General features: G+C 45.2%; 27 protein-coding genes. 6 read left to right on the top strand and 21 right to left on the bottom strand.

The annotated features are described in order from the left end of the window. Nucleotides 1-99 precede the first annotated feature (99 nt). Nucleotides 100-648 (top strand): stage V sporulation protein T, encoded by a 549-nt coding sequence (gene spoVT / locus ACXMYH_RS01560; RefSeq protein WP_118322305.1) that lies wholly within the window; start codon nucleotides 100-102, stop codon nucleotides 646-648. On the opposite strand, the gene ACXMYH_RS01555 is transcribed toward spoVT, so the two are convergent. The 3 genes from ACXMYH_RS01555 to ACXMYH_RS01545 all read right to left on the bottom strand — a co-directional run bounded on the left by ACXMYH_RS01555 (nucleotide 645) and on the right by ACXMYH_RS01545 (nucleotide 3,058). Next, entirely contained in the window at nucleotides 645-1,463 is an 819-nt protein-coding gene (locus ACXMYH_RS01555) for a GntR family transcriptional regulator (protein WP_329752128.1), read from the bottom strand. The two genes, spoVT and ACXMYH_RS01555, sit on opposite strands and share 4 nt — an antisense overlap. After that, complete coding sequence (locus tag ACXMYH_RS01550) at nucleotides 1,464-2,333, bottom strand: DMT family transporter (RefSeq protein ID WP_215702186.1); 870 nt, start codon at nucleotides 2,331-2,333, stop codon at nucleotides 1,464-1,466. Between the two features lie 284 nt (nucleotides 2,334-2,617). Next, nucleotides 2,618-3,058 (bottom strand): FKBP-type peptidyl-prolyl cis-trans isomerase, encoded by a 441-nt coding sequence (locus tag ACXMYH_RS01545; protein WP_243016271.1) that lies wholly within the window; start codon nucleotides 3,056-3,058, stop codon nucleotides 2,618-2,620. Between the two features lie 312 nt (nucleotides 3,059-3,370). Between ACXMYH_RS01545 and ACXMYH_RS01540 the strand changes: the two genes are divergently transcribed. Next, entirely contained in the window at nucleotides 3,371-4,684 is a 1,314-nt protein-coding gene (locus ACXMYH_RS01540; RefSeq protein ID WP_486555343.1) for an IS30 family transposase, read from the top strand. Nucleotides 4,685-5,035: 351 nt separating this feature from the next. On the opposite strand, the gene ACXMYH_RS01535 is transcribed toward ACXMYH_RS01540, so the two are convergent. Then, nucleotides 5,036-5,323, bottom strand: a complete 288-nt coding sequence (locus tag ACXMYH_RS01535; protein ID WP_118530296.1) for a helix-turn-helix domain-containing protein — start codon at nucleotides 5,321-5,323, stop codon at nucleotides 5,036-5,038. A 169-nt stretch (nucleotides 5,324-5,492) separates the two neighbouring features. Here ACXMYH_RS01535 and ACXMYH_RS01530 point away from each other — a divergent pair, with 169 nt between their 5' ends. Next, on the top strand, nucleotides 5,493-5,690 hold the full coding sequence (locus tag ACXMYH_RS01530) for a helix-turn-helix domain-containing protein (protein WP_118298333.1): 198 nt from the start codon (nucleotides 5,493-5,495) through the stop codon (nucleotides 5,688-5,690). A gap of 61 nt (nucleotides 5,691-5,751) precedes the next feature. On the opposite strand, the gene ACXMYH_RS01525 is transcribed toward ACXMYH_RS01530, so the two are convergent. The 8 genes from ACXMYH_RS01525 to tnpA form a co-directional block, all read right to left on the bottom strand. After that, the gene (locus ACXMYH_RS01525; RefSeq protein WP_118530298.1) at nucleotides 5,752-5,985 is read right to left on the bottom strand and encodes a helix-turn-helix domain-containing protein; all 234 of its coding nucleotides are present in this window, start codon (nucleotides 5,983-5,985) and stop codon (nucleotides 5,752-5,754) included. Between the two features lie 263 nt (nucleotides 5,986-6,248). Further along, complete coding sequence (locus tag ACXMYH_RS01520) at nucleotides 6,249-6,671, bottom strand: DUF6431 domain-containing protein (protein ID WP_486555388.1); 423 nt, start codon at nucleotides 6,669-6,671, stop codon at nucleotides 6,249-6,251. A 442-nt stretch (nucleotides 6,672-7,113) separates the two neighbouring features. After that, nucleotides 7,114-8,952, bottom strand: a complete 1,839-nt coding sequence (gene glmS / locus ACXMYH_RS01515) for a glutamine--fructose-6-phosphate transaminase (isomerizing) (RefSeq protein WP_486555387.1) — start codon at nucleotides 8,950-8,952, stop codon at nucleotides 7,114-7,116. Nucleotides 8,953-9,199: 247 nt separating this feature from the next. Continuing rightward, on the bottom strand, nucleotides 9,200-9,790 hold the full coding sequence (locus ACXMYH_RS01510; RefSeq protein WP_486555386.1) for a hypothetical protein: 591 nt from the start codon (nucleotides 9,788-9,790) through the stop codon (nucleotides 9,200-9,202). Nucleotide 9,791: 1 nt separating this feature from the next. After that, nucleotides 9,792-10,001 (bottom strand): helix-turn-helix domain-containing protein, encoded by a 210-nt coding sequence (locus ACXMYH_RS01505; RefSeq protein ID WP_486555385.1) that lies wholly within the window; start codon nucleotides 9,999-10,001, stop codon nucleotides 9,792-9,794. 272 nt (nucleotides 10,002-10,273) lie between these two features. Beyond that, complete coding sequence (gene tnpC, locus ACXMYH_RS01500; RefSeq protein ID WP_486555384.1) at nucleotides 10,274-11,905, bottom strand: IS66 family transposase; 1,632 nt, start codon at nucleotides 11,903-11,905, stop codon at nucleotides 10,274-10,276. A gap of 297 nt (nucleotides 11,906-12,202) precedes the next feature. Further along, on the bottom strand, nucleotides 12,203-12,565 hold the full coding sequence (gene tnpB / locus ACXMYH_RS01495; protein WP_118468476.1) for an IS66 family insertion sequence element accessory protein TnpB: 363 nt from the start codon (nucleotides 12,563-12,565) through the stop codon (nucleotides 12,203-12,205). Continuing rightward, nucleotides 12,555-12,923 carry an IS66 family insertion sequence element accessory protein TnpA gene (tnpA, locus tag ACXMYH_RS01490; protein ID WP_118600186.1) on the bottom strand — a complete coding sequence of 123 codons (369 nt, stop codon included), beginning with the start codon at nucleotides 12,921-12,923 and terminating at the stop codon, nucleotides 12,555-12,557. The genes tnpB and tnpA overlap by 11 nt, the downstream gene beginning before the upstream one ends. 341 nt (nucleotides 12,924-13,264) lie before the next feature. Between tnpA and istA the strand changes: the two genes are divergently transcribed. Next, nucleotides 13,265-14,431, top strand: a complete 1,167-nt coding sequence (gene istA, locus ACXMYH_RS01485) for an IS21 family transposase (RefSeq protein WP_486555383.1) — start codon at nucleotides 13,265-13,267, stop codon at nucleotides 14,429-14,431. Then, nucleotides 14,428-15,204: an ATP-binding protein gene (locus ACXMYH_RS01480; protein WP_486555382.1), complete on the top strand. Its 777-nt coding sequence runs from the start codon at nucleotides 14,428-14,430 to the stop codon at nucleotides 15,202-15,204. Before istA ends, ACXMYH_RS01480 begins: the two co-directional genes overlap by 4 nt. Before the next feature lie 277 nt (nucleotides 15,205-15,481). On the opposite strand, the gene ACXMYH_RS01475 is transcribed toward ACXMYH_RS01480, so the two are convergent. The 7 genes from ACXMYH_RS01475 to ACXMYH_RS01445 form a co-directional block, all read right to left on the bottom strand. Then, nucleotides 15,482-16,333 carry a hypothetical protein gene (locus ACXMYH_RS01475; RefSeq protein WP_486555381.1) on the bottom strand — a complete coding sequence of 284 codons (852 nt, stop codon included), beginning with the start codon at nucleotides 16,331-16,333 and terminating at the stop codon, nucleotides 15,482-15,484. Between the two features lie 358 nt (nucleotides 16,334-16,691). Continuing rightward, nucleotides 16,692-16,976: a DUF4160 domain-containing protein gene (locus ACXMYH_RS01470; RefSeq protein WP_486555380.1), complete on the bottom strand. Its 285-nt coding sequence runs from the start codon at nucleotides 16,974-16,976 to the stop codon at nucleotides 16,692-16,694. A gap of 1 nt (nucleotide 16,977) precedes the next feature. After that, entirely contained in the window at nucleotides 16,978-17,199 is a 222-nt protein-coding gene (locus tag ACXMYH_RS01465; protein ID WP_015552320.1) for a DUF7723 family protein, read from the bottom strand. Continuing rightward, nucleotides 17,192-17,464: a DUF7724 family protein gene (locus ACXMYH_RS01460; protein ID WP_486555379.1), complete on the bottom strand. Its 273-nt coding sequence runs from the start codon at nucleotides 17,462-17,464 to the stop codon at nucleotides 17,192-17,194. The genes ACXMYH_RS01465 and ACXMYH_RS01460 overlap by 8 nt, the downstream gene beginning before the upstream one ends. A 165-nt stretch (nucleotides 17,465-17,629) precedes the next feature. Then, entirely contained in the window at nucleotides 17,630-17,851 is a 222-nt protein-coding gene (locus ACXMYH_RS01455) for a hypothetical protein (protein ID WP_486555378.1), read from the bottom strand. Between the two features lie 181 nt (nucleotides 17,852-18,032). Beyond that, the gene (locus ACXMYH_RS01450; protein ID WP_486555377.1) at nucleotides 18,033-18,278 is read right to left on the bottom strand and encodes a hypothetical protein; all 246 of its coding nucleotides are present in this window, start codon (nucleotides 18,276-18,278) and stop codon (nucleotides 18,033-18,035) included. 119 nt (nucleotides 18,279-18,397) lie between these two features. Then, nucleotides 18,398-19,144 (bottom strand): glycosyltransferase family 2 protein, encoded by a 747-nt coding sequence (locus tag ACXMYH_RS01445; protein ID WP_486555376.1) that lies wholly within the window; start codon nucleotides 19,142-19,144, stop codon nucleotides 18,398-18,400. Between the two features lie 173 nt (nucleotides 19,145-19,317). Between ACXMYH_RS01445 and ACXMYH_RS01440 the strand changes: the two genes are divergently transcribed. After that, entirely contained in the window at nucleotides 19,318-20,121 is an 804-nt protein-coding gene (locus ACXMYH_RS01440; RefSeq protein ID WP_486555375.1) for a tyrosine-type recombinase/integrase, read from the top strand. Nucleotides 20,122-20,188: 67 nt separating this feature from the next. Here the strand turns inward: ACXMYH_RS01440 and ACXMYH_RS01435 are convergent, their stop codons facing one another. Both ACXMYH_RS01435 and glf read right to left on the bottom strand, forming a co-directional pair. Continuing rightward, nucleotides 20,189-22,492: an LTA synthase family protein gene (locus ACXMYH_RS01435; RefSeq protein ID WP_486555374.1), complete on the bottom strand. Its 2,304-nt coding sequence runs from the start codon at nucleotides 22,490-22,492 to the stop codon at nucleotides 20,189-20,191. 213 nt (nucleotides 22,493-22,705) lie between these two features. After that, nucleotides 22,706-23,821 carry a UDP-galactopyranose mutase gene (glf, locus tag ACXMYH_RS01430; RefSeq protein ID WP_486555373.1) on the bottom strand — a complete coding sequence of 372 codons (1,116 nt, stop codon included), beginning with the start codon at nucleotides 23,819-23,821 and terminating at the stop codon, nucleotides 22,706-22,708. Between the last annotated feature and the right edge of the window lie 20 nt (nucleotides 23,822-23,841).

Genomic DNA, 23,841 nt, shown 5'->3' with positions numbered 1-23,841 from the left:
CATTTTTGCGATGTATAAATTCACCCTGTTTCCACATACTACCCATAAGGCACACAATATGGGAAACATGGTATGTGATATGCAGGAGGAATAAACGTTATGAAAGCTACTGGAATTGTAAGAAGAATCGATGATCTCGGCCGTGTAGTCGTTCCAAAGGAAATCCGGCGGACTCTGCGTCTCCGGGAGGGAACTCCGCTTGAGATCTTTACCGACCGTGAGGGAGAGATCATTCTGAAAAAATACTCACCGATGATGGAACTGAACGCGTTCGCAGGTCAGTACGCGGACGCGATGGCCCAGTCGACCGGGCTTCTCGTATGCATCACGGACCGGGACCAGGTAGTCGCGGCGGCGGGCGGAGCGAAAAAGGATTTTTTCCAAAAACCGATCAGCCGGGCGCTGGAGCATGTGATCCAGGAACGCACCGTCATCCAGGCAGGAAAAGAGGACCGAAACTTCACGCCTGTAACCGACGATGACGGGGACAGCATCACAGCCCAGGTGATCACACCGATCATCTGCGAAGGCGACGCCATCGGAGCCGTCATTATCATGAGCCGGGAGCCGCGCGCAAAATTTTCAGATCCGGAACTGCGCCTGGCGGCAACAGCTGCCGGTTTCCTCGGGCGGCAGATGGAAAGCTAAGGAAGCGCCGGGATCTCAAACGTCAGGAATTTCATCCCCTGATAAAGCTTTGAAGCGGTTGTCGTGACTGCGAGAACCTTTTTTCCTCTGCGGACGACCGTATCCCAGAAAAAAAGCGGCATTCCGGCAGGACCATCCCCTTCTCCGGTCATCATGGAGACATCAATATCTCCCGTGAGCTCCGGCTGAAGATAGATGTCCACGCCCGTCGGCTTCTCCGGGAAATTCCGGCTGATATAATCATGGATCAGGCTGGTCGATAATTCCGCACAGTCGAAGGTGTGTCCGCCGCATACAGACAGCGGGATATAAGTAAAATCCATCTCCGAAGTCTTCCCGCCATCCTTGATACAGCGGACGATCTGGTAGACATAGCTTCCCGCGTCAAGACCGAGCTTCCGGCATAGAACGGGATCCGCAGAGATGATCCTGTTCTCCAGGAGCGTGTGCGGTTTCTGTTCCGCTTTTTCCGGTGAAGCAAGCCGTATCCCGCCGCCGAAAGCAATCGTTCTCGATGCGGAAGCGGCGGAGCCAGCCTGCGCGGCCGAAAAACCATCCGTCTCTTCCGAAATTTCCGGGTCGTCCCTCCTTACAAAGGTCCCCTTTCCCTGTCTGCGGACGAGAATCCCGCGGGCGGTAAGCTCTTTGATCGCGGTCGTGACCGTGATCCGGCTCACCCCGAACATCCGGACAAGCTCCGCTTCCGATGGGATCCGGTCACCTGTCTTCAGACGGCCATTCCGGATCTCGCTTATAATATGATCTTCGATCTGTACATATTTCGGGGTGTAGAGTTTCTTGTCATCCGACTCCACTTACTTCGCCTCTTTCTTTTTCGAGTTTCCATAAATATACACCATAATGGAAGCGATCGCAACCAGGGCGCCGCCAAGGATCGAGGTATGTTTTACAGGCTCTCCGAGAACCACTGCTCCGAGAAGAATGCTGAACAGGATTCCGGAATAATTGTAGATACTGATCTCGGATGCCGGAGCAAAACGGTATGCGTATGTGATAAATACCTGTCCGAAAGAGCCGAAGAGACTGATCAGCATCAGGAGCAGGAACTGGCGCAGATCCGGCATGACAAAGTTTCCGATCACGAACGGCAGGGAGCCAAACACGCTGAATGTAGAAAAGTGCATGATGACGGTAATTCCATCGACTTTTCCTTTAAAATACCCTAAAAACGTGTACGCAATTCCCGATGTGATCGCGGAAAGGAGCGCAACGATCAGCGGAAACGGATCAGACTGGAAGCTCGGACGGAATACGATGAATGCGCCGAGCACAGACAGGACCAGCGCCGGGATCTGGATCGAGGAAAGCTTCTCCTTCATGAACACAGCTGCAAGCAGAGTCACGAAGATCGGAGAGAGCTTATTTAACACTGTGACATCGCCCTGCGCCGCATGGCTGGATGCGTAGAACAGGGTAATCAGCCCAAGGAATCCGAAGAACGAACGGCCAAAGAGATACGGCTGATACTTTTTCGGACCATAATAAGAACCATGTTTCTTCCGGATAATGAAGAAAGAAACGATCAGGATGAAGAGATTGCGGACGCAGATCTGCTCCATCGTCGGAATTTCCCGGCTCATGCGGACAACCACCTGCATGGACGCAAAGGAAAGTGCGGACAGGATCATAAAGAGGATGCCCTTTTGTTTTTGTGTGATATTCATGATGTCCTCCTGAAAATTTAATAAAGAAGTTCGTTCCCTGACACATGAAAATTTTTCTCAATTATCATGTTGACATGTCAAGTTGTGTGGCATATGCAAGTATACACCTGTCTGTGTCTTTCGTCAATTCCTGTCTCCTCGTGACCACCTGCAGCCGGTTCACGCTTCTTGGGAATCTGCTTTCGGCTGCCGGTTTCATCGGAATTCCCTTCTGATCTGGAATGGGGATACAAAATGAGCTGCCGCACGTTAATGCGACAGCCCTTTCACACGATCTTACTTTTTTATTTTACTTCCACCAGCTCGATCTTAAAGTTCAGCTCTTTTCCTGCCATCTCATGGTTCGCGTCGAGAGTGATCATCTTCTCATCTTTTGCGGTAACCGTTACCGGGAACGGCTGGCCGCTCTGGTTTGTAAGGTATACCTTCTGGCCGACTTCCAGGTCCTCAGAACCCGGGAGATTTGCGATCTCAAGTGTGAGGATCGCGTTCGGATTCGGCATTCCGTAAGCTTCCTCCGGCATCAGATGGATCTCTTTGATCTCGCCGACTTCCATATCTGCGACAGCCGCATCAAATCCTTTGATCATCTGGCCTGCACCGCATACGAACTCCAGAGGCTCTCCACGATCATAGGAAGAGTCAAACTGTGTACCGTCGTTAAAAGTTCCTCTGTAATGGGTCCGGCATGTCTTTCCGACATTGCGTCCTGTCATTGTATCCATTTTAAGTTCCTCCAATATTCTCTGTGAGTAACTTTCCAGCGCCTTCACGATTTCCCGGCAAAACTATCTTCCAGATTCGCTGCATAGGTCTGCTGAATCATTATCTCCATGATCTTTAATCTCATTCAGTATACCCGGTAAAGAGAATATTAGCAACCGGTTTTCCGCGTCTTCTTACATCCCTAAAATGAAAATTTAAATTCCACTTCTCCAAAGGGCGGTGGAGTTTACTCTTGCACAGTTGATATTTACTCATGCATACTGATATGATACTTTAATCGTCCTTCTGACAGCAGTAGAAGGAGTTTGACTATGAGTAAATATATCCCAGGCAACCAGAAGCATCTCACCATAGAGGATCGTATCTATATCCAGAATGAACTGGATAAGGGTACATCCTTTAAAGATATTGCCCGCTTTCTCTGTAAGGACCCTACTACGATTTCAAAAGAAGTGAAGGCCAGAAGAGCCTCCGATTGGTTTCACAAAGGGACTTTTCTTAATGCGAAGAACTTCTGTACCAAGCGTTTCCGTTGTAAGAAAACGAATGCCTGCAATAAGATCCTTCTTTGCGGCGTTAAATGTGCTTCCTGTCCCACCTGTAACCAGACCTGTCCGGATTTTCAAAAAGAACGCTGCAGCAAACTTGATCGGGCTCCCTACGTCTGCAATGGATGCAGTAAAAAGATCAATCATTGTACGATTGCCCACAAATATACCTACAATGCCAGATTCGCTGATCGGAAATACCGGGAGTGTCTCAAGGATTCCAGGTCCGGAATCGCTATGACCAGACAGGAACTCCACAAAAAGGATAAGATCATCACTCCTCTGATCGATCAGGGCCAGTCTCCTTACCAGATCGTTGCAAACCATCCGGAATTGAATCTTTCCGTCCGCAGCGTTTACAACTACCTTGATATGGGACTTCTGACTGCCAGAAACGTTGATCTGAAACGTAAAGTGAAGTTTAAACCCAGAAAAGTCCATAAATCACAGATATCTGACCGCCGTGTCTTTAATGGCAGAACTTACGCTGATTTTCAACAGTTGCACCTGGAATCTTTTGTAGAGATGGACACCGTCCACTCCGCTGTTGGTTCCTCTAAAACACTGCTTACCTTCTTTTTTACAAGGGAAAAGCTGTTTCTTGCGTTCCTCATGAACCGGAATACGGAAGGATCTGTACGACTCGTTTTGGACCGTTTAGAAAAGCGTTTTGGTACCTTCGATTTCCTGACTCTGTTTGAATATATCCTCACCGACAGAGGCGCTGAATTCGGTGATCCTGATTCTCTCGAAACCGGTGTTACCGGTATCCAGAGAACCAACATTTATTACTGTGATCCCATGAGAAGCGGACAGAAAGGCGGCATTGAACAGGCACACACCATGCTCCGCATGATACTGCCGAAACGAACTACCTTTGAATTCCTGACTCAATGGGATGTGAATCTAATCACCAGCCACATCAACTCAACACCGCGGGAGAGTTTGAATGGGCGTACACCGTATGATGCCGCCCTGGAGGCTTTTGGGGAAGACGTCTTAAAAGCGTTTCAGCTTAGGCGTATTGACCCTGACAAAGTCATCTTAACACCTAAGCTGATCCGCTATAACCACTAACCCATGAAGAAATCTGCTGTCAGACTGGAAGTAAACTTTTCACATTTTTCAAATGTGGCTGGTGGAATTTAGTCGTGCACACCGACCTCCAGCAGCTTGTTTGCCATACAGAAAAACAGAAAATTTCGCCATAGATTACTTGTATTATAGCATAGATTCCGCTTTTCTTCTTAAAAATCACTAGATTATAAGCAACTTTTAAAAGAGCGGTGGAATTTACTTTTACACTGGAATTTACTTTTTCAAGTCAGCGTCTTCTTACATCCTGAAAATTCCGTTCTCACAAAATCCATGGCTTTGATCCAGGCTGTCGGATCTTCCAGCCGCAGATTACCGCCCATCAAGATCCGTTCAGCCCTGTCTGTTCTTTTTCCTTTCCAGTTCTTTCTCCTTCTGCCGCTCCTCTTCCAGTCCCGGAGACCACAGCGGCTCCTCATTCTCATCGAACACGATCTCCATCACATCCTCAACGCGGCAGTCCAGTATCCTGCACAAAGTTTCTACGGTATGAGTTGAAATATATAAATTTTTCCGCAGTCTGTTCAACTGACCGTTGCTGATCCCGTATGTCTTGATCAGGCGGTACTGGCTGATCCCTTTTCTCTGCATTGTCTCCCATAATCTCGTATATTTAACCATACTGTTTCCTCCTTTGTATCATTGAGCACCGTCGTTGTCTGCAATTCCTGTCAACATCCGAAAGAATCCGGCTTTTTTCCTTATATTTTCACAAATTTCCGACAATATCTTTTATTCTCTACTATGGCGGCTCTTTCGCCGCATTATATAAGGAAAGGAGGCATTCCTCATGATCGATTACAGTCCACTCTGGAACACCTTAAGATCAAAGCACATCAGCCAGTATCGCCTGGTCCGCAGCTATCATTTCAGCTCCGGCCAGCTTCAGCGGATCCGGAAGAATGAGCATATCTCCACTCATACTCTGGAAACTCTGTGCAGGATCTTAAACTGCAGTGTCGCAGACATCGTACGCATCTCATTTTGAGCCCGGCGAGAAAGAGGTTTAAAAACGGCTGGTCTTTATCGGAATCATTTTCCGGTAAAGATCAGCGTCCGTGAACCTGTTTTTCGCTCTTTTCGTCCTCGAAGGAAACTTCCATTACATCCTCGATCCTGCAGTCTAAGATCCTGCAGAGCGTCTCCAGCGTATGTGTAGAGACATATGTATTCTTTTTCAGACGACTCATCTGACCGGAGCTTAAGCCAAACTCCTTGATCAGCCGGTACTGACTGATCTTTCTCTTTTCCATGGTCTCCCACAGGCGATTGTAACTTACCATTTTCTCCTCCGCACACGGCAATCCGGCACACGTTTCAGCCGAACAGATACAGGCCGAACAAACACTTTTCCTGATATCATCTATATACCATACATTGACACTATTTGTATATTGTCCATAATTGGACTATATATTTATCACACTTGGACAAGGTGGCATTATCAAAACGGCCGGCCAGCCATTCCTGACTGACCGGCAACCATACTCACTGATCACACAATTGCAGGCACCGCACCTGCCGCTTTTTCATTTTCCCTGTTATCTTAATTGCCCGCGCACCGGCAGCCAGGCTCACCTTCCGTCCGGCTCTCCTTTTTGGCTTTCTTCTCCATCTGAAGCACCTGACATTCCAGCTGCAGTTTCTCCCGGTTCCAGCGGTAGATCGTCGACTGCTCCGCCGAACAGTTCCGCTCTCCTCTCACCGTCTCGATGATCGCCTCCCGCGCATAGTGCTTATGCGGGAGCATAATATCAGGAAGATGCAGGTGGATGCGTCCGCATATCTTGCATTTGTACCGGCGCAGAACAAACATCTGTACCGTCCCGTCGGACAGGATCAGCTTTCTTCTTTTACTGTCCCGGACCGTCATAGCTCCACCACAATGCGGGCATTCCGGAGCGCTCGATGGAATAATATAATACATTCCATTACGCTCAATTTTCGTGTACTTGTTTGATACGATCATATGTATTCCTCCTCCATTCGTTGTCTGTCAGGACCCCATCGCCTTTCGATTTGATCAAAAACCCGTATCCCGGTCTCATGGGGTGTTGAGCCCGGAACAGCGCCCGCAAACTTATTGATCATGTCATAAGATCCCGTTATCCCGCCTCACGAAAAGCCGCTGCCCGACGTCGTTTTCCGCATATATCCGACGCCGGTTCCCGCCCTTCCCGACAGGATCCGTTTTCCCTTAACATGTTCTATTAATATAAACGTAAGAAAATCGAAAATGTGACAGGAAAAATGAAAAAAGTTGAATTTTTTTGACCAGGAAGAGATTCTTGCTTACGGGGTTGCATTTTGCAAGAAACGGTGTAATGTAATTGTTGAGAAGCTGAACAGATAAACTAAAAAAAGTGCCAAGTCAAAAGTTATCCTTTACGACTCGACACTTTTTATTTTCTTTACTCCACCGTCACACTCTTCGCCAGATTCCTAGGCTTATCCACATCCAGTCCCTTTGCGACAGATACATAGTATCCCAGCAGCTGCAGCGGGATCACCGCCAAACTCGCCGTGAATAACGGCTCTGTCTTCGGAATGTAGATCACGAAATCAGCGCTGTCCTCGATGCTGTAGTTTCCATACGTCGTGAGCGCCATCAGGTACGCCCCGCGGCTCTTGCACTCGACCATGTTGCTGACCGTCTTCTCATAGAGATTCTGCTGCGTCAGAACGCCGATCACAAGCGTTCCCGGCTCAATCAGGCTGATCGTCCCGTGTTTCAGCTCCCCGGCCGCATACGCCTCAGAGTGGATGTAACTGATCTCCTTCATCTTTAAGCTGCCTTCCATGCTGACCGCATAGTCAAGCCCGCGCCCGATAAAGAACATATCCTGCGCATTCATCTGCTTTGCGGCAAACCACTGGATCCGCTCCTTGTCCTCGAGAAGCTTTTCGATCTTCTCCGGGATTGTCTGCAGCTCCGCAAGAAGCTCCGCCGTCCGGTCCTCATCGATCACACCGCGGACACGCGCAAACTCTGTTGCAAGAAGATACGAGGCGATCAGCTGTGTGCTGTACGCCTTCGTCGTCGCAACCGCGATCTCCGGACCTGCAAGTGTATAGAAGACATGATCCGCCTCACGCGCGATCGTGGAACCGACCACGTTGACGATCGCCAACGTCTTCACACCATGTGCCTTCGCCTCACGCAGCGCCGCAAGACTGTCCGCCGTCTCCCCGGACTGGCTCACGATGATCACCAGGGAATTCGGTGCAAACAAGAGTCTCCGATACCGGAATTCCGAAGCGAGCTCCACACGGACCGGGATCTGCGCCAGTTCCTCGATCACATACTGTGCCGCAACGCCGACATGGTAAGCCGATCCGCACGCCACGATATAGATCTGTCCAAGCTTTGCGATCTCCTCCTCTGAAAGCCCGACTCCGCTCAAGTCGATCTTCCCGTCCTTCACAACAGAATTGATCGTATCACGGATCGCCTTCGGCTGCTCATGGATCTCCTTGATCATAAAGTGCTCATAGCCGGCTTTCTCTGCCGCCTCGGCATCCCACTGGATCTCCACCAGATCTTTTTCGATCTCGTCCCCGTCAAGGTTATAGAAGGTCACTTTCCCCTTCTGAAGACGGCACATCTCCATATTTCCGATATAATAAACACTTCTCGTATACTTTAAGATTGCCGGAACATCCGAAGCGACAAACGACTCGCCATCCGCCACGCCGATGATCATCGGGCTGTCCTTTCTCGCCGCGTAGATCTCCTCCGGATAATCCTTGAACATGACTGCAAGCGCGTAGGAACCGCGGATCCGCACCATCGCGTGGTTGATCGCATCCACCGGAGTATGCTCATATTTCTTATAATAATAGTCGATCAGCTTGATTGCAACCTCTGTATCCGTATCGGAATAAAACGTATATCCCTTATTCTGAAGCTTTTCCCGGAGTTCCTGGTAATTCTCGATAATTCCGTTATGAACGCCGACGACGTTCCGGTCATCGCTGCAATGCGGGTGCGCATTCAGCTCACTCGGCTCCCCGTGCGTCGCCCAGCGCGTATGCCCGATCCCGCATGTTCCCTGCATCGCCATTCCATCATTTGTCTTCTCTGCGAGAACGCGGAGACGGCCTTTCGCCTTGACGATCTCCACGTCTTTCTCTCCGTCACGTACTGCGATTCCCGCAGAGTCATATCCGCGATACTCTAATTTCGCAAGTCCCTCAAGCAGGATCGGGGCCGCCTGTCTATGTCCTGTAAATCCAACAATTCCACACATATGTAAATCTTCCTGTCTTTCAAATTTTTATTTCCTGTCCGACGACAGTTATCCCGATTATATCATTTTCCGACGGTCCATACAATAATATTAGAAAAATGATGAATTTCCTAAATCTTTCTGCCTTCCTAATTCTTTTCTTAGAATCACACTTTAATAAACTAATGCATACTACTTTAATCTTCTTGCTTTTTCAGGATTGAAACCAACTTCGCAATGCAGCAATAATAAATGAATATATTTAAATTTATTTTTTTGTAATTTGCTTTCCCTTTTTTACATTATTTTTGTTTACTGTTCCAATCCATACTCCTGTTTTTTTATCCAATTTCATCTCATATGCAGTCGGAACACTAATATGATTACTCTTTAGTCTTTTTAAGAGCTCCATATTCTTAGTTTTTCCACTTTTAGTAAATCTATGGTTCTTCTCTCCATTGGGAATAAGTGCTATTTTCATCCCATCATTAGTTATTTTAATTTCAATCTGTCTGCTGTCTATTTCTCTGTTAAGTTTACCATTTAAAACAATATTTCCGTCTGTATGAATATACGTATAATATGAAGTGTTCTTTTCTTCCGGCATCAGTGTTATAAATTCCGCTAACATAGCCTGTTTTTTTTCTTCTTTCAACTGATAAACTCCTCTGTCTCGTGAATATATTTCACTGCCATTAACTCTTAATTGATAAATAGCCATTTTTAAAGTGCTACTTTGCTTATCGACTTCTATTCCTTCTTCGCGTAAGCGACTTCTCATTTCATCTGAAGTATGCTCCATTCCATCTGATAATAAATCTAATATAATGCTTTTTGTCTTTGCTGTTTTTGATATCATTCTATAAATCCACCTTCTGATTTTTCTTCTGAACTGGTTTATATAATTCTAAAGCTACAATAAGCTGAAGAAACTTATCATAGCGTACTAAATTTTCATTTTTTTCAAAACAACTTAATTGCCTTGGTGAATAGTCCGTTTCATCCGCTAATTCTTCCAGTGTCTTTCCTATTCTCTGTCTCGCATTTTTTATTTCTTCTCCTGTGATCATTTCTTATACCCCCTGTCACCCGCTTTGGTTGTAGTTTAGATTATACCTTACACAGGAAAAAAACGGAACGTCAATACTGTCATATTTGACCTTATTTTTTATTGGTTGCTGTTTAAACAAACTTTTTATTGACCAAGCTAGAGTAAAACACTAGATTTCTTTTACCTAATACGTTTTTAAACTATACACCATACTACTTGTCTTGTCCATAGCATTGTAAACGCTCCATACCAAGTACCCTATAAGCTAAAAGCCGCTTCCGCGGCTCTGCTTCATTGCTTTTTCGGTTTTCTGACAACGTCCGGCAACTTTTCCGACCATGGAAGCAGGTCGTCTAAGAATGACCGGTCGCTGTCATCCATGCGCTTGGGGATCTCTGTCAGAAGGTGTTCAAAGTATTCGTATGGTTTTAGGTTATTCGCTTTTGCCGTCTCTGCGATGCTGTAAACAATCGCGGATGATTTCGCACCATTGATCGTATCGATCATCTGCCAGTTCTTCTTTCCAACACAGAATCCGCGGATCGCGCGCTCAGAGGCGTTATTATCCATAGGGACATCCCCATCTGTCAGGAAAACCCGGAGATATTTTTCCTGATTCAGAGCGTAACTGAAGGCATCTTTTAGCTTTTCTGTTCCGACCTCGCTTTCATGCTGCTTTAGGTACGCAAACAAAGCGTCTACCAGTGGCTTTATAGCCACCTGACGCTGGGAAAGCCGTTCTTCCGATGAGAGATCCTTTAGCTTTCCTTCTTTTCTGTAGATCGTCTGGATCTGCTTTAAGATCAGATAGGATGCGGATTCTTTTTGGCGTTCTTTCGGTACTACTGCAAGCGCTTCATCAAAGCGCCTGCGGGCATGGACCCAGCACCCGGCTATCGTCAGGTCTTCACGCTCTTTTTCCAGTGTATGGTAGACCTGATAGCCATCCGTCACGCAAATGCCGGAATAATTCTTTAGGAATTCCCGGGGATGAGAGGCATTTCTTGTCCGCTGATACTCATAAAGGATGATCTGTTTTTCCGGATACATGTGGCCAGAACGGTACACCCACATATAACTCTTGGAACCGGCACTGCGGCCATCCCGGTTTACCAATACCGGTGTCTCATCAGCCTGGATGACATGATAGCTGTAAAGCAGCGAATGAAGGTGATCATACAAAACGGCGAGATATTCTTCTCCCAGCCGGATCATCCAGTTCGCCATGTTCTGCCTGGTTATGGCAAGGCCATATCGAAGGAATTCCTGTTCAAGGCGATAAAGAGGGACCGCGTTTACGTATTTTCCATTCATGACCGCAGCAGCGAGCGAAGCGGATACGGGGCTTCCATGAAGCAGGCTTTTGGGATGCGTTGCTTTTATCATGTGCCCGTCTGTTTTGCTGGCATATACACCAACATGGTGCTCATCCACCTCGACTTTTGCCGGAATGAAACGATATCTGCGTGTAATAGCATCTAGAAGCTGTTTCCAGCCGTTTTCACCGAATTCTGCTGTTAATTCTTCTTCGGTCATGTAGTGGTTGATCCGATTTGTAGGAAGCCCGGACATATCCTGTGCTTTCTTACCGGTTGCTTTTTTTCTGCGTTCCGGTGCCGGCTCCAGAGTCTCTGGTTCCGGTGCCTCCAGATCACAGACAGCTTCGGCTTCATTAAAAAACACAATGGTTCCATCCACTTCAGCAAAACGGAGCTGCTGGGCATCCTCCATTTTTTCAGAGGAACGTCCAAACCGGTTCTTATTAGCCAGGATCAGCTGTTCCATCATTGCCTGCATCTTCGTATCCAGGGAATGCAGGTCGGCACTGACCTTTTCTAACTGTTCCTGTTGATTCAAAAATAACTGGATCAGCATAGATTTATCAAAGCTGTTTAACTGTTCTTCTGTGAACTTCATCGCCATGGCAGGAACTCCTTTTCTTAATGAGTCCATTGTACCAGATCTGTACGTTTTCTGCCACTTGGCGCCTGTTTTCCTTTCGGCATAATGACGGTGGATAACAGTACAGAGCACCTGGGATAGCTTTTCAGGATTCCAGATGTTCTGTACTGCTATCCACAGATTCAGAACGATTTTTCTGCCCGAAACCGTGTGGTTTGATTCCTGCGGACTGAATTCTGTGGATAAGCTTTATGAAACGGAAGAGATTCTCTTTTCTTCTGTGAAATATAGAAATTTTTTCTCCATAATGCACAAATGTTACATCAATCTTTTAGGCGGATCATTTGGCCTGATCGGATGTTTGGGGAGAATTTCAAGCCCTTGCATCAGCATCGTATACTGTTCCGGGGATATTTCCAACGCCTCTTCTACGGAACGTGGCCAGTTGAAGGCACCGTTGCTCAGTCTCTTGTAAAGAAGCAGGAACCCATCCCCTTCCCATAAGAGTCCCTTGATCCGGTCCGTCTTCTTCCCGCAGAAAAGAAAGAGCGTATTTTTATCATACGGATCGAGCTGAAACCGGAACCGGATGATCGTTGCGAGACCATCCATTCCTCTCCGCAGATCGGTATAACCAGCTGCAAGATAGATCTTTTTCAGACCTGTGGCGTCATTCAGCATTAGACAGCACCTCCAGGATACACTGAAGCATATCTTTAGAGACAGGATTATAAATTTCAAGTGCCAATCCTCTGGAATTTCGCAGAATAGCTGTCGGTTTTAAGCTGCTGTCTTCCCGGGGCAGAGCTTTCTCTGTCGGCTGAGGAAGCTCCACAAACGCCGGTTCTGGATTGTAGACCTCCAAACATGCTTTGCGGACTCTTTTCAGACGATAATAATAATTCGCTTTTGTGATGCCATGCTCACTGCACCAGGTTTCTACTTTCATATCTGCAGGGCGGTTTTTACAATCCTGGATCTGTGCCGCCCATTGCTGCAACCGAACCTGTTCAGCAACTAAACTTGTTTGACTGCTCATAGATAGACCTCCATAGGCGGTCAAAAAAGTTGAGTACTTAACTTTTTTGACTCTGTATAGTGTGAGACTATTATGGCAGAAAAAGGAGTAGAGGAACAGGTACTTGCTATGGAGCGTTTACGTTGGAGCAGCGGATGTTTCCAAAAGATTTGTCTCCGAAATCCACCAAGCGGATGCCTGACTTCGACTACATCCGTAAGGAATTGCTCAAAAATGGTGTCAACAAGAAGTTCCTTTGGACAGAATACCTCGAAGAATGCAGTCAGAATGGTGATGATGCTTTGATGTATTCCCAGTTCTGTTATTACATTTAGCAGAACGAGCAAAAAAGCCGTGCTACCATGCACATCCCGCGGAAAGCAGGCCAGCAGATCGAGGTTGACTGGGCTGGTGATCCGGCAAAGCTTATTGATCCGGATACCGGTGAAATTACCGAAGCATGGATCTTTGTTGGTGTTATGACCTACAGCCAGTATGCTTTTGTCGAAGCGTTCATCAATGAACAACAAAAGTCATGGATTACCGCTCATGTCCATATGTACGAGTTCTTTGGCGGCGTTACGCCGATTCTGGTATCAGACAATGCTCCTACAGCAACGAACCGTAAACAGAGTGACAAATATGAGTCTGTCCTGATTAAGTCCTATGAGGAACTGGCACAGCATTACAACACTGCTATCATTCCGGCCCGGGTACGTGCCCCGAAGGATAAGCCAAGTGTAGAAGGAAATGTTGGCCACGTCTCTACATGGATCATAGCTGCGCTTCGTAATGAACAGTTTTTCTCTCTGGAAGAATTGAACCAGGAAATCAGGAAAAAGCTCAAAAAGTACAACGCGGCTTCTTTTCAAAAGAAAGAAGGCAGCCGACAGAAGCTGTTTCTCGAAGATGAGAAGCCATTGCTCATGCCCCTGCCTGCCACCCGCTTTGAATTAGCTGAACATCGTACCGCCACAGTACAGTTCAACTATCACATCGCCGTAGACAAAATGTACTACTCGGTGCCTTATCAGTATATCAAAGATAAGGTCGATGTGCGAGTGACAGATACCACAATTGAAATTTTTAAGGATTTCAGGAGAATTGCTTCCCACAAACGCCTGTACGGGCGTCCTGGGCAGTATTCCACAGTACTCGAACATATGCCACCAGATCACCAGAAATATATGGAGTGGAACGGTGACCGTTTCCGCAAATGGGCAGAAACAATCGGAATCAATACCTATAAAGTTGTAAACAGTATCCTTACCTCAGGCAGAGTGGAGCAGCAGTCTTACAGGGCCTGTATGGGCCTTTTGAAGCTTGCTGAGAGGAAGTCTTCACAGCAGCTTGAAAACGCCTGTGCAAAGGCTCTGCAGTACTCGAATTCACCCAGCTATAAAAGTATCAAGAACATCCTTGCTGCGGATCGTGGAACTAAATCTGAGGCACCTCAGAAGCCGACAAACGAGAGTTCCCAGTCCGGCATCACCCGTGGTGCCCGTTATTACGGAGGTAAGAGATCATGACAAATCAGAGTACAATTGACAAACTTATTGAAATGCACATGACATCGATGGCCGATGCATTCCGTAACCAGATGCAGGATATCTCCATGAAGGAGATCCCTTTCGAGGATCGGTTTGGGATGATCGTTGATATCGAATATACATCCCGTAAAAACAGCCGTTTGAAAAGACTGATTAAGAATGCAGAGTTCGAGCAGCCAGACGCAACGATTGCGGCAGTTGATTACGGTCATAACCGCAAAATAAACCGCCACCTGATCGAACGGCTGGCAACCTGTGAGTACATCACAGAATACCGTAACATCTTCATTACCGGCGCAACAGGCAGTGGAAAAACATATCTGGCCTGTGCGTTTGGAATGGAGGCATGTAAGCGTTATTACAGCGTTAAGTACGTCCGTGTGCCAGATCTGCTCCTGGACTTACAAGAGGCCAGAGATGAAGGCTGCTTTAAAGATGCATTGAAAAAATACACCAATCCCACCCTTCTAATCTTGGATGAGTGGCTGCTCATGAGAGTTACTGAAAAAGACTCAGCCAATCTGCTTGAGCTTATTCATAAGCGTCGCAAGCACTCATCCACGATCTTCTGCTCCCAGTATCTTGAGGAAGACTGGTACCAAAAGCTTGGTGGTAAGGACAACCCTCTCACAGATGCCATCATGGATCGAATCTCATTCGATTCATACAAGATTCCGATTATGAGTCTTGACCCAGAAAAGGATCTTTCCATGAGGGAGGTTTATGGACTGGATCCATCTCAGGCACAATAACATACAGGCGGCTTCGCTGCACATAGCAATAACCTAAAGCGGTTTCCGCCTATCCGGACAGGTGGTTTCCATTTTTCCGGACAGGCGGCTTCGCCGCAACGGAATATTCATAACGAATTGGTCCAAGCTGCATAAATATCTTCTATTCCTGCCCATCATCCCTCTTCGGTGTAGCAGTAATCCCGTAGACATATTTTGCATTCACTTCGTTTAAAACTTCCTGTGCGATCTGTGCCGCTGCACGATAACACTACTCATGTTTGAGGATTTACTCTCTTCACATTTTCTTTGTTAGACTGATTATTTCATCACACCACTTAACAAACATTTCTGTTTTTTCAACATCAGTGAAATACTTTAGGAACTCCGTTATCGTATAAATCATTGTCATGCCTGTTCCATCATTTGCTTCATCATAAAACTTCGGCATATTCTCAACAATTTTGTCAATATATCCTGTTATATGTTTTTCTTCTAATTGAAGATACCATTCCTGTTGTATCTGATATAATTTCAACATAGCCTTCATCACAGAAACACACGTATTATATACGGTACAATCATCGGCATATTGATATGCAGGTCTATACTGCGAAAAATCAGAATTTAGTCTTGTGATTCCTTTCCTTATCATGATCACATTTGAAATCAACTCATTTCTGTATCCAATAGGAACTCTTGAATCAACAGCAAACTGCGGATAATATTTATACAAAATGTTCGGTTTTCCACTAATTTCTTTCTGAATATCTTCCCAAAAAAGGATTCTGACATTAACTATAGTATTTAGATTTAATATGAAATTTTGTGTTGCAACATCTCTATCCAATGACGTCATTGCAATAAATTCACGAACTGTAAAATGTAAATTACCTACTGATGCAATATCTTTCGATAATTGTTTCTGCAGTTTTTCATACGAGCAAGCATAATAATTCTTACACTGTGCTACAATATAATGCCCTTGCGTACTTGAGGCAAACAAATCAATTCCATTTTGCTTTTGACCCGGCCTACCATAAATTGAAAAAGGGACATTATATATCATAGTCAAAACGTCTGCACACATATTTTCAAATTCTTCAGCAGATCGACTTTTAGGCAGTTGTGTAAGTGAAGCTGTCGGCATATATACTCCCTCCTTTAGCACATAAGTTAGCCCTCAACCACCAGTGCCTTTTCCATTTTACCACATTTCTGAGATAATCTTCTAACCACGCTTTCGCTCCATTCGCTCGAATTGCGCAAATAACACAGATATCGTCAAACTGTAGTTTAACGGCATTTCTGTTAACATAAGCTCTCCCAGAAGCTTATTCATTTCAATCTTCATTCCTGCTGTATCAAGTTCTTTAATCATTTCAAATTCTGATTTACCTTTCCACCAATAGTAAGTCTCTCTATATATAAACTAAGACTTTCCAAGTCTAAAATGGAAAGTCTTAGTTTATTGTTGTCAGTCCACTGGGCTCAGCAGAATACAGTTATCAAATATTTTTCTCGTAGAATCCTTCCCGACTGTATTCTGACCATTTCAGGTACATTTCCTGATAATTCTGTTTGATGAACTCCTGGATTTTTCGAATTTCTCTATCATTCAGAATTCCACGATTCTGTACCAGGGTGTCACCGTTATCTTTCACAAAGAACTTTGCAGAGCCAGTTTCCGTCAGTTTACGGTCACTGGCGTGCACATGCATACACTCAATAACGCAGTAAGATGTGAAGTAAAGATAATACCCTGCAATTTTGTATTCGTAATACTTCGGCATCTTAGTCCTCCATAAACTTCCGGTTCTTTTCCAGATAGTCTCTCGCGATCCGAACCTCAATATCATCCATACTGGTCTCCAAAACCTTGCCATCACTTGAAAACACTACGGCCCGATCAGGACGATTCAAATTCAAAACACGGAATCCCTCAGCGCAACGGGTAAATGCATAACCATTTACAATCATATCTGCCGCATCTGCAACCTGCTTCACATCAACCATTTGCCACCTCCACGCCTTTAATTGGATTTAAGAACTTATCGACATCGAAATACAAATTTTGGAGAATAGGAACTAAATCAATATATTCTTCTTCCGGTTTCTCATTGTGCTTATACTTTGCCATAACAACAAGATATCCATTGTCCCACTCTTTCACTGCTGTATATCGTTCCAACGAATACGGAGCAGCGAACCGGATCACATGTTTTCCGAACCGGAACACGGTATAGTTTTTCTCATTGCTAAGAGTTGCTACGCCACTCATGCCAATTCCTCCTTCAAAAGTTCCGAAACCATTTTATAGGTTCCATTTATTGTTTCCACTCTTTGATATCAACCATGGTATTGTCTTCCACATTCAGCATACGTCAATATCGCTGTGTAGTCAAGCTTTGACCATTGCTTTTTCAGGAGCTGAAAGCAGTGGGCCTCACTCTCCCACAAAATACCTCCCATTCCTCTTCCGATCAAACAATGCATAATACTGCACCGTCTGGTACCTCTCGATCCATTCCCTGTAACTATTCTCTGCCAAGAGATCATACCAGTCCCCATCCGCGGTCACATATCCGGCGAAATTAAACACCGGGATCTGCGCTCTCTGGTTCATCCGGTAACGGTTATCCGCGGACAGCTCCAGATCATAAAGCAATTATTCAAGCCACTTTTCTGCCTCTGGATAATATTTTTTATTATCTCGCACATAATTCTTTTGAAAGCTGCGAACCTCGATTCTCTGTGCAATAATGCATGCACTTTTCTGGATAAAATCACTGATTTCGGAGACTTTTTCAGTTCTTCCAATGCATCATACAGTATGTTCATTTCAAGATTCAACTCTCGGTATCTATGTTCGCTTGTCTATTACTTAAATACTTTAAAGCCTTGTCTCCATTTAAACACATGCGTCCTTCATTCATTATCATAAATCTCGCCGGGAAACATACTAACCAGCGCGAAAATAGTTTTGCCCATATTTCCCAAATTCTCAATTTTTCTGGTTCCGTATATTTTTCCCATTTGATTGCTTTGCTCTCATATTCATCACTAAATTTATCGAATAAATCTTCAACATACATGGAATGATAATCTTCTCAAAAATTCTTATATTTTCAATCTCTATTCTTCCAAGAATATTCCGTAGTTTATCCGTCCTGCCGATATCCAATGCCTTCTCAAGAGCTTTATGCTATACTTTTTACCTATACTTCCACACACCACACACCGCATAACTAACAAAACACACCGCCGACTTCACCCGTCCAAACCCCACCGCACGATACGTCTTATACGTCATCACCGCCGACTTCAGCTTCCCTCCGGACTTTCCCTGGTTACTCAGCCGATACTTCAGCAGAGGTTCATTCACCGCACACGCGAACTGATACTTCTTTAAAATTCTCATCCATGTAAAATAATCCTCATGGCACTCCTCATGTTCCATTGGAAACTCCAGTGCCACATCCCTGCGAAGCACGACCGAAGAACAGTTGATCTCGTTTTGCTTCAGAATCATGTGGTACGAAATCCTCTCATGCACTGGAATGTATTTTCCTAAAGAATTCCCCTCAAGGTCAACCAGCTCCCTGCCTGTACTGCAGATGACCGCTTTTTCCTCCTGCATTTTTTTCAGCTGCTTTTTCAGCTTCCCGGGCGCCCACCAATCGTCTGAATCCAGGAACGCAACATACTTTCCAACCGCATATTTAACACCCTTGTTCCGGCTCGCAGCAGCTCCAAGATTCTTCTCATTTTTATAATAATGAAGATACGGAATATCCAGATACCTCTTAATTTCCTTCTCTGTACCATCCGCAGAGCAGTCATCTATGATCAGGACTTCTAACGGAACATCCTGCTCCAATGCGGATTCAACTGCTTTTCCTATATATTTCTCACAGTTATATGCCGGTATAATCACCGAAACTAATGGCTCGTTTTTCATAAGATTCCCTGCTCCCTCATTTTTCTATAGCATAACATACTTTCCCTATCTTTTCCATTTTCATCCGCCAAAACCTGTAACTCTTCCTCAGTATCCGCTTTCCTCCTCATATCCCGCATTCGGTCAATAAGCTATAATTATTTTGAACACAAAATACAAAGGAGAACCCCGTCATGACAAAAAATTTCGAAAACCATTTGAGAAAATTAAACCTTGCAGACAATACCATTGCATCCTACTCTTTTGCCGTCAGGCAGTTTTATTCCCACCACCAGTCTGTCACGCAAAAAAATCTCCGAACACATAAAACCTGGCTGATCGACCATTATAAACCCAAAACTGTAAATCTCCGAATACGCGCCCTCAATAGTTATCTCGAATATACCGGATATGAAAAATGGAAACTCTCCTCCATTCGAATTCAGCAAAAAACGTTTCTTGAAAATGTTATCAGTGAAGCTGATTATGAATATTTTAAGACATGTCTAAAGAATGATCATGAACTCTTCTGGTATTTTGTCATCCGCTTTATGGCTGCCACCGGTGTCCGTGTCAGCGAATTAATACAGATCAAAGCCGAACATGTAAAGCTCGGGCATTTAGATCTCTACTCCAAAGGCGGAAAACTCCGCCGAATTTATTTTCCCAAAATGCTGCAGGAAGAAGCACTCTCCTGGCTTACATCCAAAAATCAGGAGAGCGGCTTCATTTTTCTAAATCAACAGGGGCATCGGATCACGACCCGCGGAATCTCCTGTCAGCTAAAGAAACTGGCTGTACGATATCATATTGACCCCGCTGTTGTCTATCCACATTCCTTCCGCCATCGGTTTGCGAAGAGTTTTTTGAACGAGTGTAACGATATCGCCTTTCTTGCCGATCTTATGGGACATGAAAGTATTGAGACCACGCGGATCTATTTGAGAAAAACTTCCTCTGAACAGCATGATCTTATTGATACACTTATTGTCTGGTAACGAAACCGGCACTTTTTCGTCCCGCTATGCCAAAGGGCACATGTTCCATAAACACGTGCCCTGGGAATCATCTGAAATACTTCCTGTCTCTCTTCTTATCAAACAGTGCATAATACTGCACGATCCGATACCGTCCGATCCATTCTCCATATTCATTCTCTGCCCAAAGATCATACCACTTTCCACCCTCTGCCATGTATCCTGCAAAGTTAAACACGGGAATTTGTTCTCTCTGGGTCATCCGATACTCGTCATACACTGAAAGCTGTAATCCTGCATACTTTCTCGTCAGCGTTCCAAGATAATTTGTGCTGATCACATCTTCTCCAGCAGAATTTTTCTTCGAGTAATCCTCTGAAATATCGTAATTGCTCCAGATAAAATACGGCACTGTGTATATTTTTTCCGTCAGAGTAAGATCTGTATCCGTATCCTGTCTCCCACTCTCTTTGAGTACATCCTCAAATTCAGAATTTAACGCCGGCTGATGATCACCGAAAAAGCAGATAATTACCGGCCGATCCACCTGTTCAAAGTAGGATATCAGATACGACAACGCCTGATCGGACTTTGCGATCAAAGATTCATACATCTGGAGATCCATATAACCGCTGTATTCCTCATCGACACTTACGATCTCCTCCGGCTTCAATTCCCCGATTCCGTCATATCCGCCATGATTCTGCATTGTCACATTAAAAATAAAGCTCGGCTCCGTCTGTGCTTCAAAAACCTCAATCAGTTTCTGATAATCCCCCAGGTCAGATACCCGGTTCCATACAGTCCGTTCACTGTTTTCAAACGCATCTATGGATAAAAACTCATCAAAACCAAGCTTCGGATAAACAATACTCCTGCGCCAGTTTCCTGGATTCTCCGGATGCATCGCAATTGTATGATATCCCTGTTCTTTCAGGAGCGAGACCATGGACGGCACATTCGTAAAATCAAAACTGGAATACGGATTGATTCCATTTGTATATGCCATAGAATTTCCAGTCAGATATTCAAACTCTGTAGTCGAAGTTCCTCCGCCCCTGGTTGAAACATAATTCAAACCATACTCCACCGTATGCGAATCATCCTTAAGCGAACGGAAAAATTCCAGATCATTTTCCGTACATGAGAGCGGTCCGAGTACACTGAGATCACTAAAACTCTCGTTCATGATGGTAATGATCGTCGGCTTTACGTTTCCCACTCCATCTCCGTCCTCATTTGCACTTTCCGGCACCCCATACTCATCAAGAAGCTTCTCTGCCTCCTGCTCTGTATATCCATCAGGCTTACTGATCTTCATCCGCTGCCAGAATGAGATAAATGCCGGGGCAAACCCACTCGCCTCGTATGTGTTTGCCTGCCACCAGAAATCAACACCGATATTATATGTATCCGGGAAATCATAATTTCCGACCCAGAAAAATAACGCCCCGGCTGCGCCAATAGCACCACAACTTCGGATCAATACATGCTTTTTCCCTGTCTTTTTCTGGAAAACCCCAGACTTTCCTATTGCCCATGTACAGGTCAGCAGGAAAAACAGAATGAGGAATGTAAACGCAAGCTCCTCCGCAATCTCAAATGTGTACTGCCCTGCTATCGCCATCGCTGTACGGATCGCATAAATATCGGTTGCCAGAAACGGCTGTCCACGGAATTTCAGAAGGTAATAATTCAATGCCCCGGTAAGCCATGCAAAAATATACAAAAGCTGCAGTCCCAGCATGCCCTTTTGCATCAGGCTTACAAAGAACACCTCAAGGATCAGATAGATCAGGACATTCAGCTCACCGTTCAGCAGGCTGATCGTTGTGACCGAAGAATTCCAGCAAAGCTCCACGATCAGGAATACCAGAAATGGAGTCAATGTCAGAAGGATCCAATAAACCGCCCGGCAAAAGTCCGGAAACCGTTTCATGAGATCTGCACCGTAGATCCACAGCGTACAGGATAACAGGATCATAAGATCCGCTATTCCCGTGCTGACCGGCGGAAACTGATTTGCAATCCTCGATACACCGATCACATGATTCCCAAGATTCACATAATAAACCGCGAGGATCGCCATTCCAACCGCCATCTTTATTCCCATGGAGCAGAGCATTCTCCACTCTTCCGGTTTAAAAATCACAAGCCACAACATCCGGCTGCACTGCAACGCGATCAATGCATACGTAAGAACAAGCCAGACCGACAGATAGTGAATATGGAATACTGCTTTTATCCCTATCTCGCAGAGCACTGCCGCCAGAAGGGAACCAGCAATATACGCTTTCCATTTCCACTCGGCATGATTCTTTTCTTCATTGCAATGTTTTCTTCCCATCAAATATATGACAACCGCTGCCGTAATCCAGATTATCGCTTCCATCTATTCATAGTCCTGCCTTATCTTTCGTACTTCTTCCTTTATAAACTTCCACAGTAGGAATATGCTTATTATACAGGAGACCTATGATTTTTTCTATATCTGCCACAAATTTCCCTATATTGCTGCAGGTTTTGCCACATATCCAGTATTAATGCTACAATGAACCATATACAGTAAAAAGCACTATGGACAGTGACTGCTATATGATTCCATTCACTTTAATTCTTTTTCGCACATATCCAGTGCAGAAGCAATCACTGCATCCATGTCGTAATATTTATACTCACCCAGACGACCGCCAAAGATGACGTTCTTTTCCTGTTCCGCAAGTTCTTTATACGTTGCATACAGCTTCCCGTTCTTCTCGTCATTTACCGGATAGTACGGCTCATCCCCAGGTTTCCACTCAGAGCTGTACTCACGGCTGATCACGGTTTTCGAAAGGTCATTCCCATTATCATCTTTTCCAAACTCAAACCATTTATGCTCGATGATTCTAGTCCATGGAGTCTCAGAGTCTGTATAGTTTACTGCCGCATTTCCCTGGAAGTTTGGTTTATCAAGCACTTCTGTCTCAAAACGGACAGAGCGGTATTCCAGCGCACCAAGTTTAAAATCAAAGTATGCATCAATGGCACCAGTGTAAATAACCTTCGATGCCATCGCATCAAGAGCAGCCTTATCCGCCAGATAATCCACGCCAAGTCTGACCTCAATGCCGTCTAACATATTCGCAGCCATTTTTGTATAGCCGCCCATTGGAATTCCCTGGTACAGCGCATTAAAATAGTTGTTGTCGAAAGTAAGGCGGACCGGGAGCCGCTTAATAATAAAGGACGGAAGCTCAGAACAAGGTCTTCCCCACTGTTTTTCGGTATAGCCCTTTACAAGCTTTTCATAGATATCCGTGCCAACCAGGCTGATCGCCTGCTCTTCCAGGTTCTTCGGCTCCGTGATTCCAGCAGCTTTTTTCTGCTCCTCGATTTTTGCTGCAGCCTCTTCCGGAGTCACAACGCCCCACATCTTATTGAAGGTGTACATATTAAACGGAAGCGAGTAGAGCTCCCCGTGATAATTTGCTACCGGGGAGTTTGTGAAGCGGTTGAATTCCGCAAACTGGTTGACATATTCCCAGACTTTGCGGTTGTTTGTATGGAAAATGTGGGCTCCGTACTTATGTACATGGATCCCTTCCATATCCTCTGTATACACGTTTCCGGCGATATTTGATCTCTTATCAATTACAAGTACAGATTTTCCGTGTTTCTTTGCCTCGTGGGCGAATACAGCACCGTAGAGTCCGGCACCGACAATAAGATAGTCATACATATTTAAACATTCTCCTTCAT

The sequence above is a fragment of the Pilosibacter sp. NGB245 genome (genome assembly GCF_057397225.1).
The sequence above is the reverse complement of the archived record's forward strand: the minus strand, read 5'-3'. Positions and strand labels throughout refer to the sequence as shown.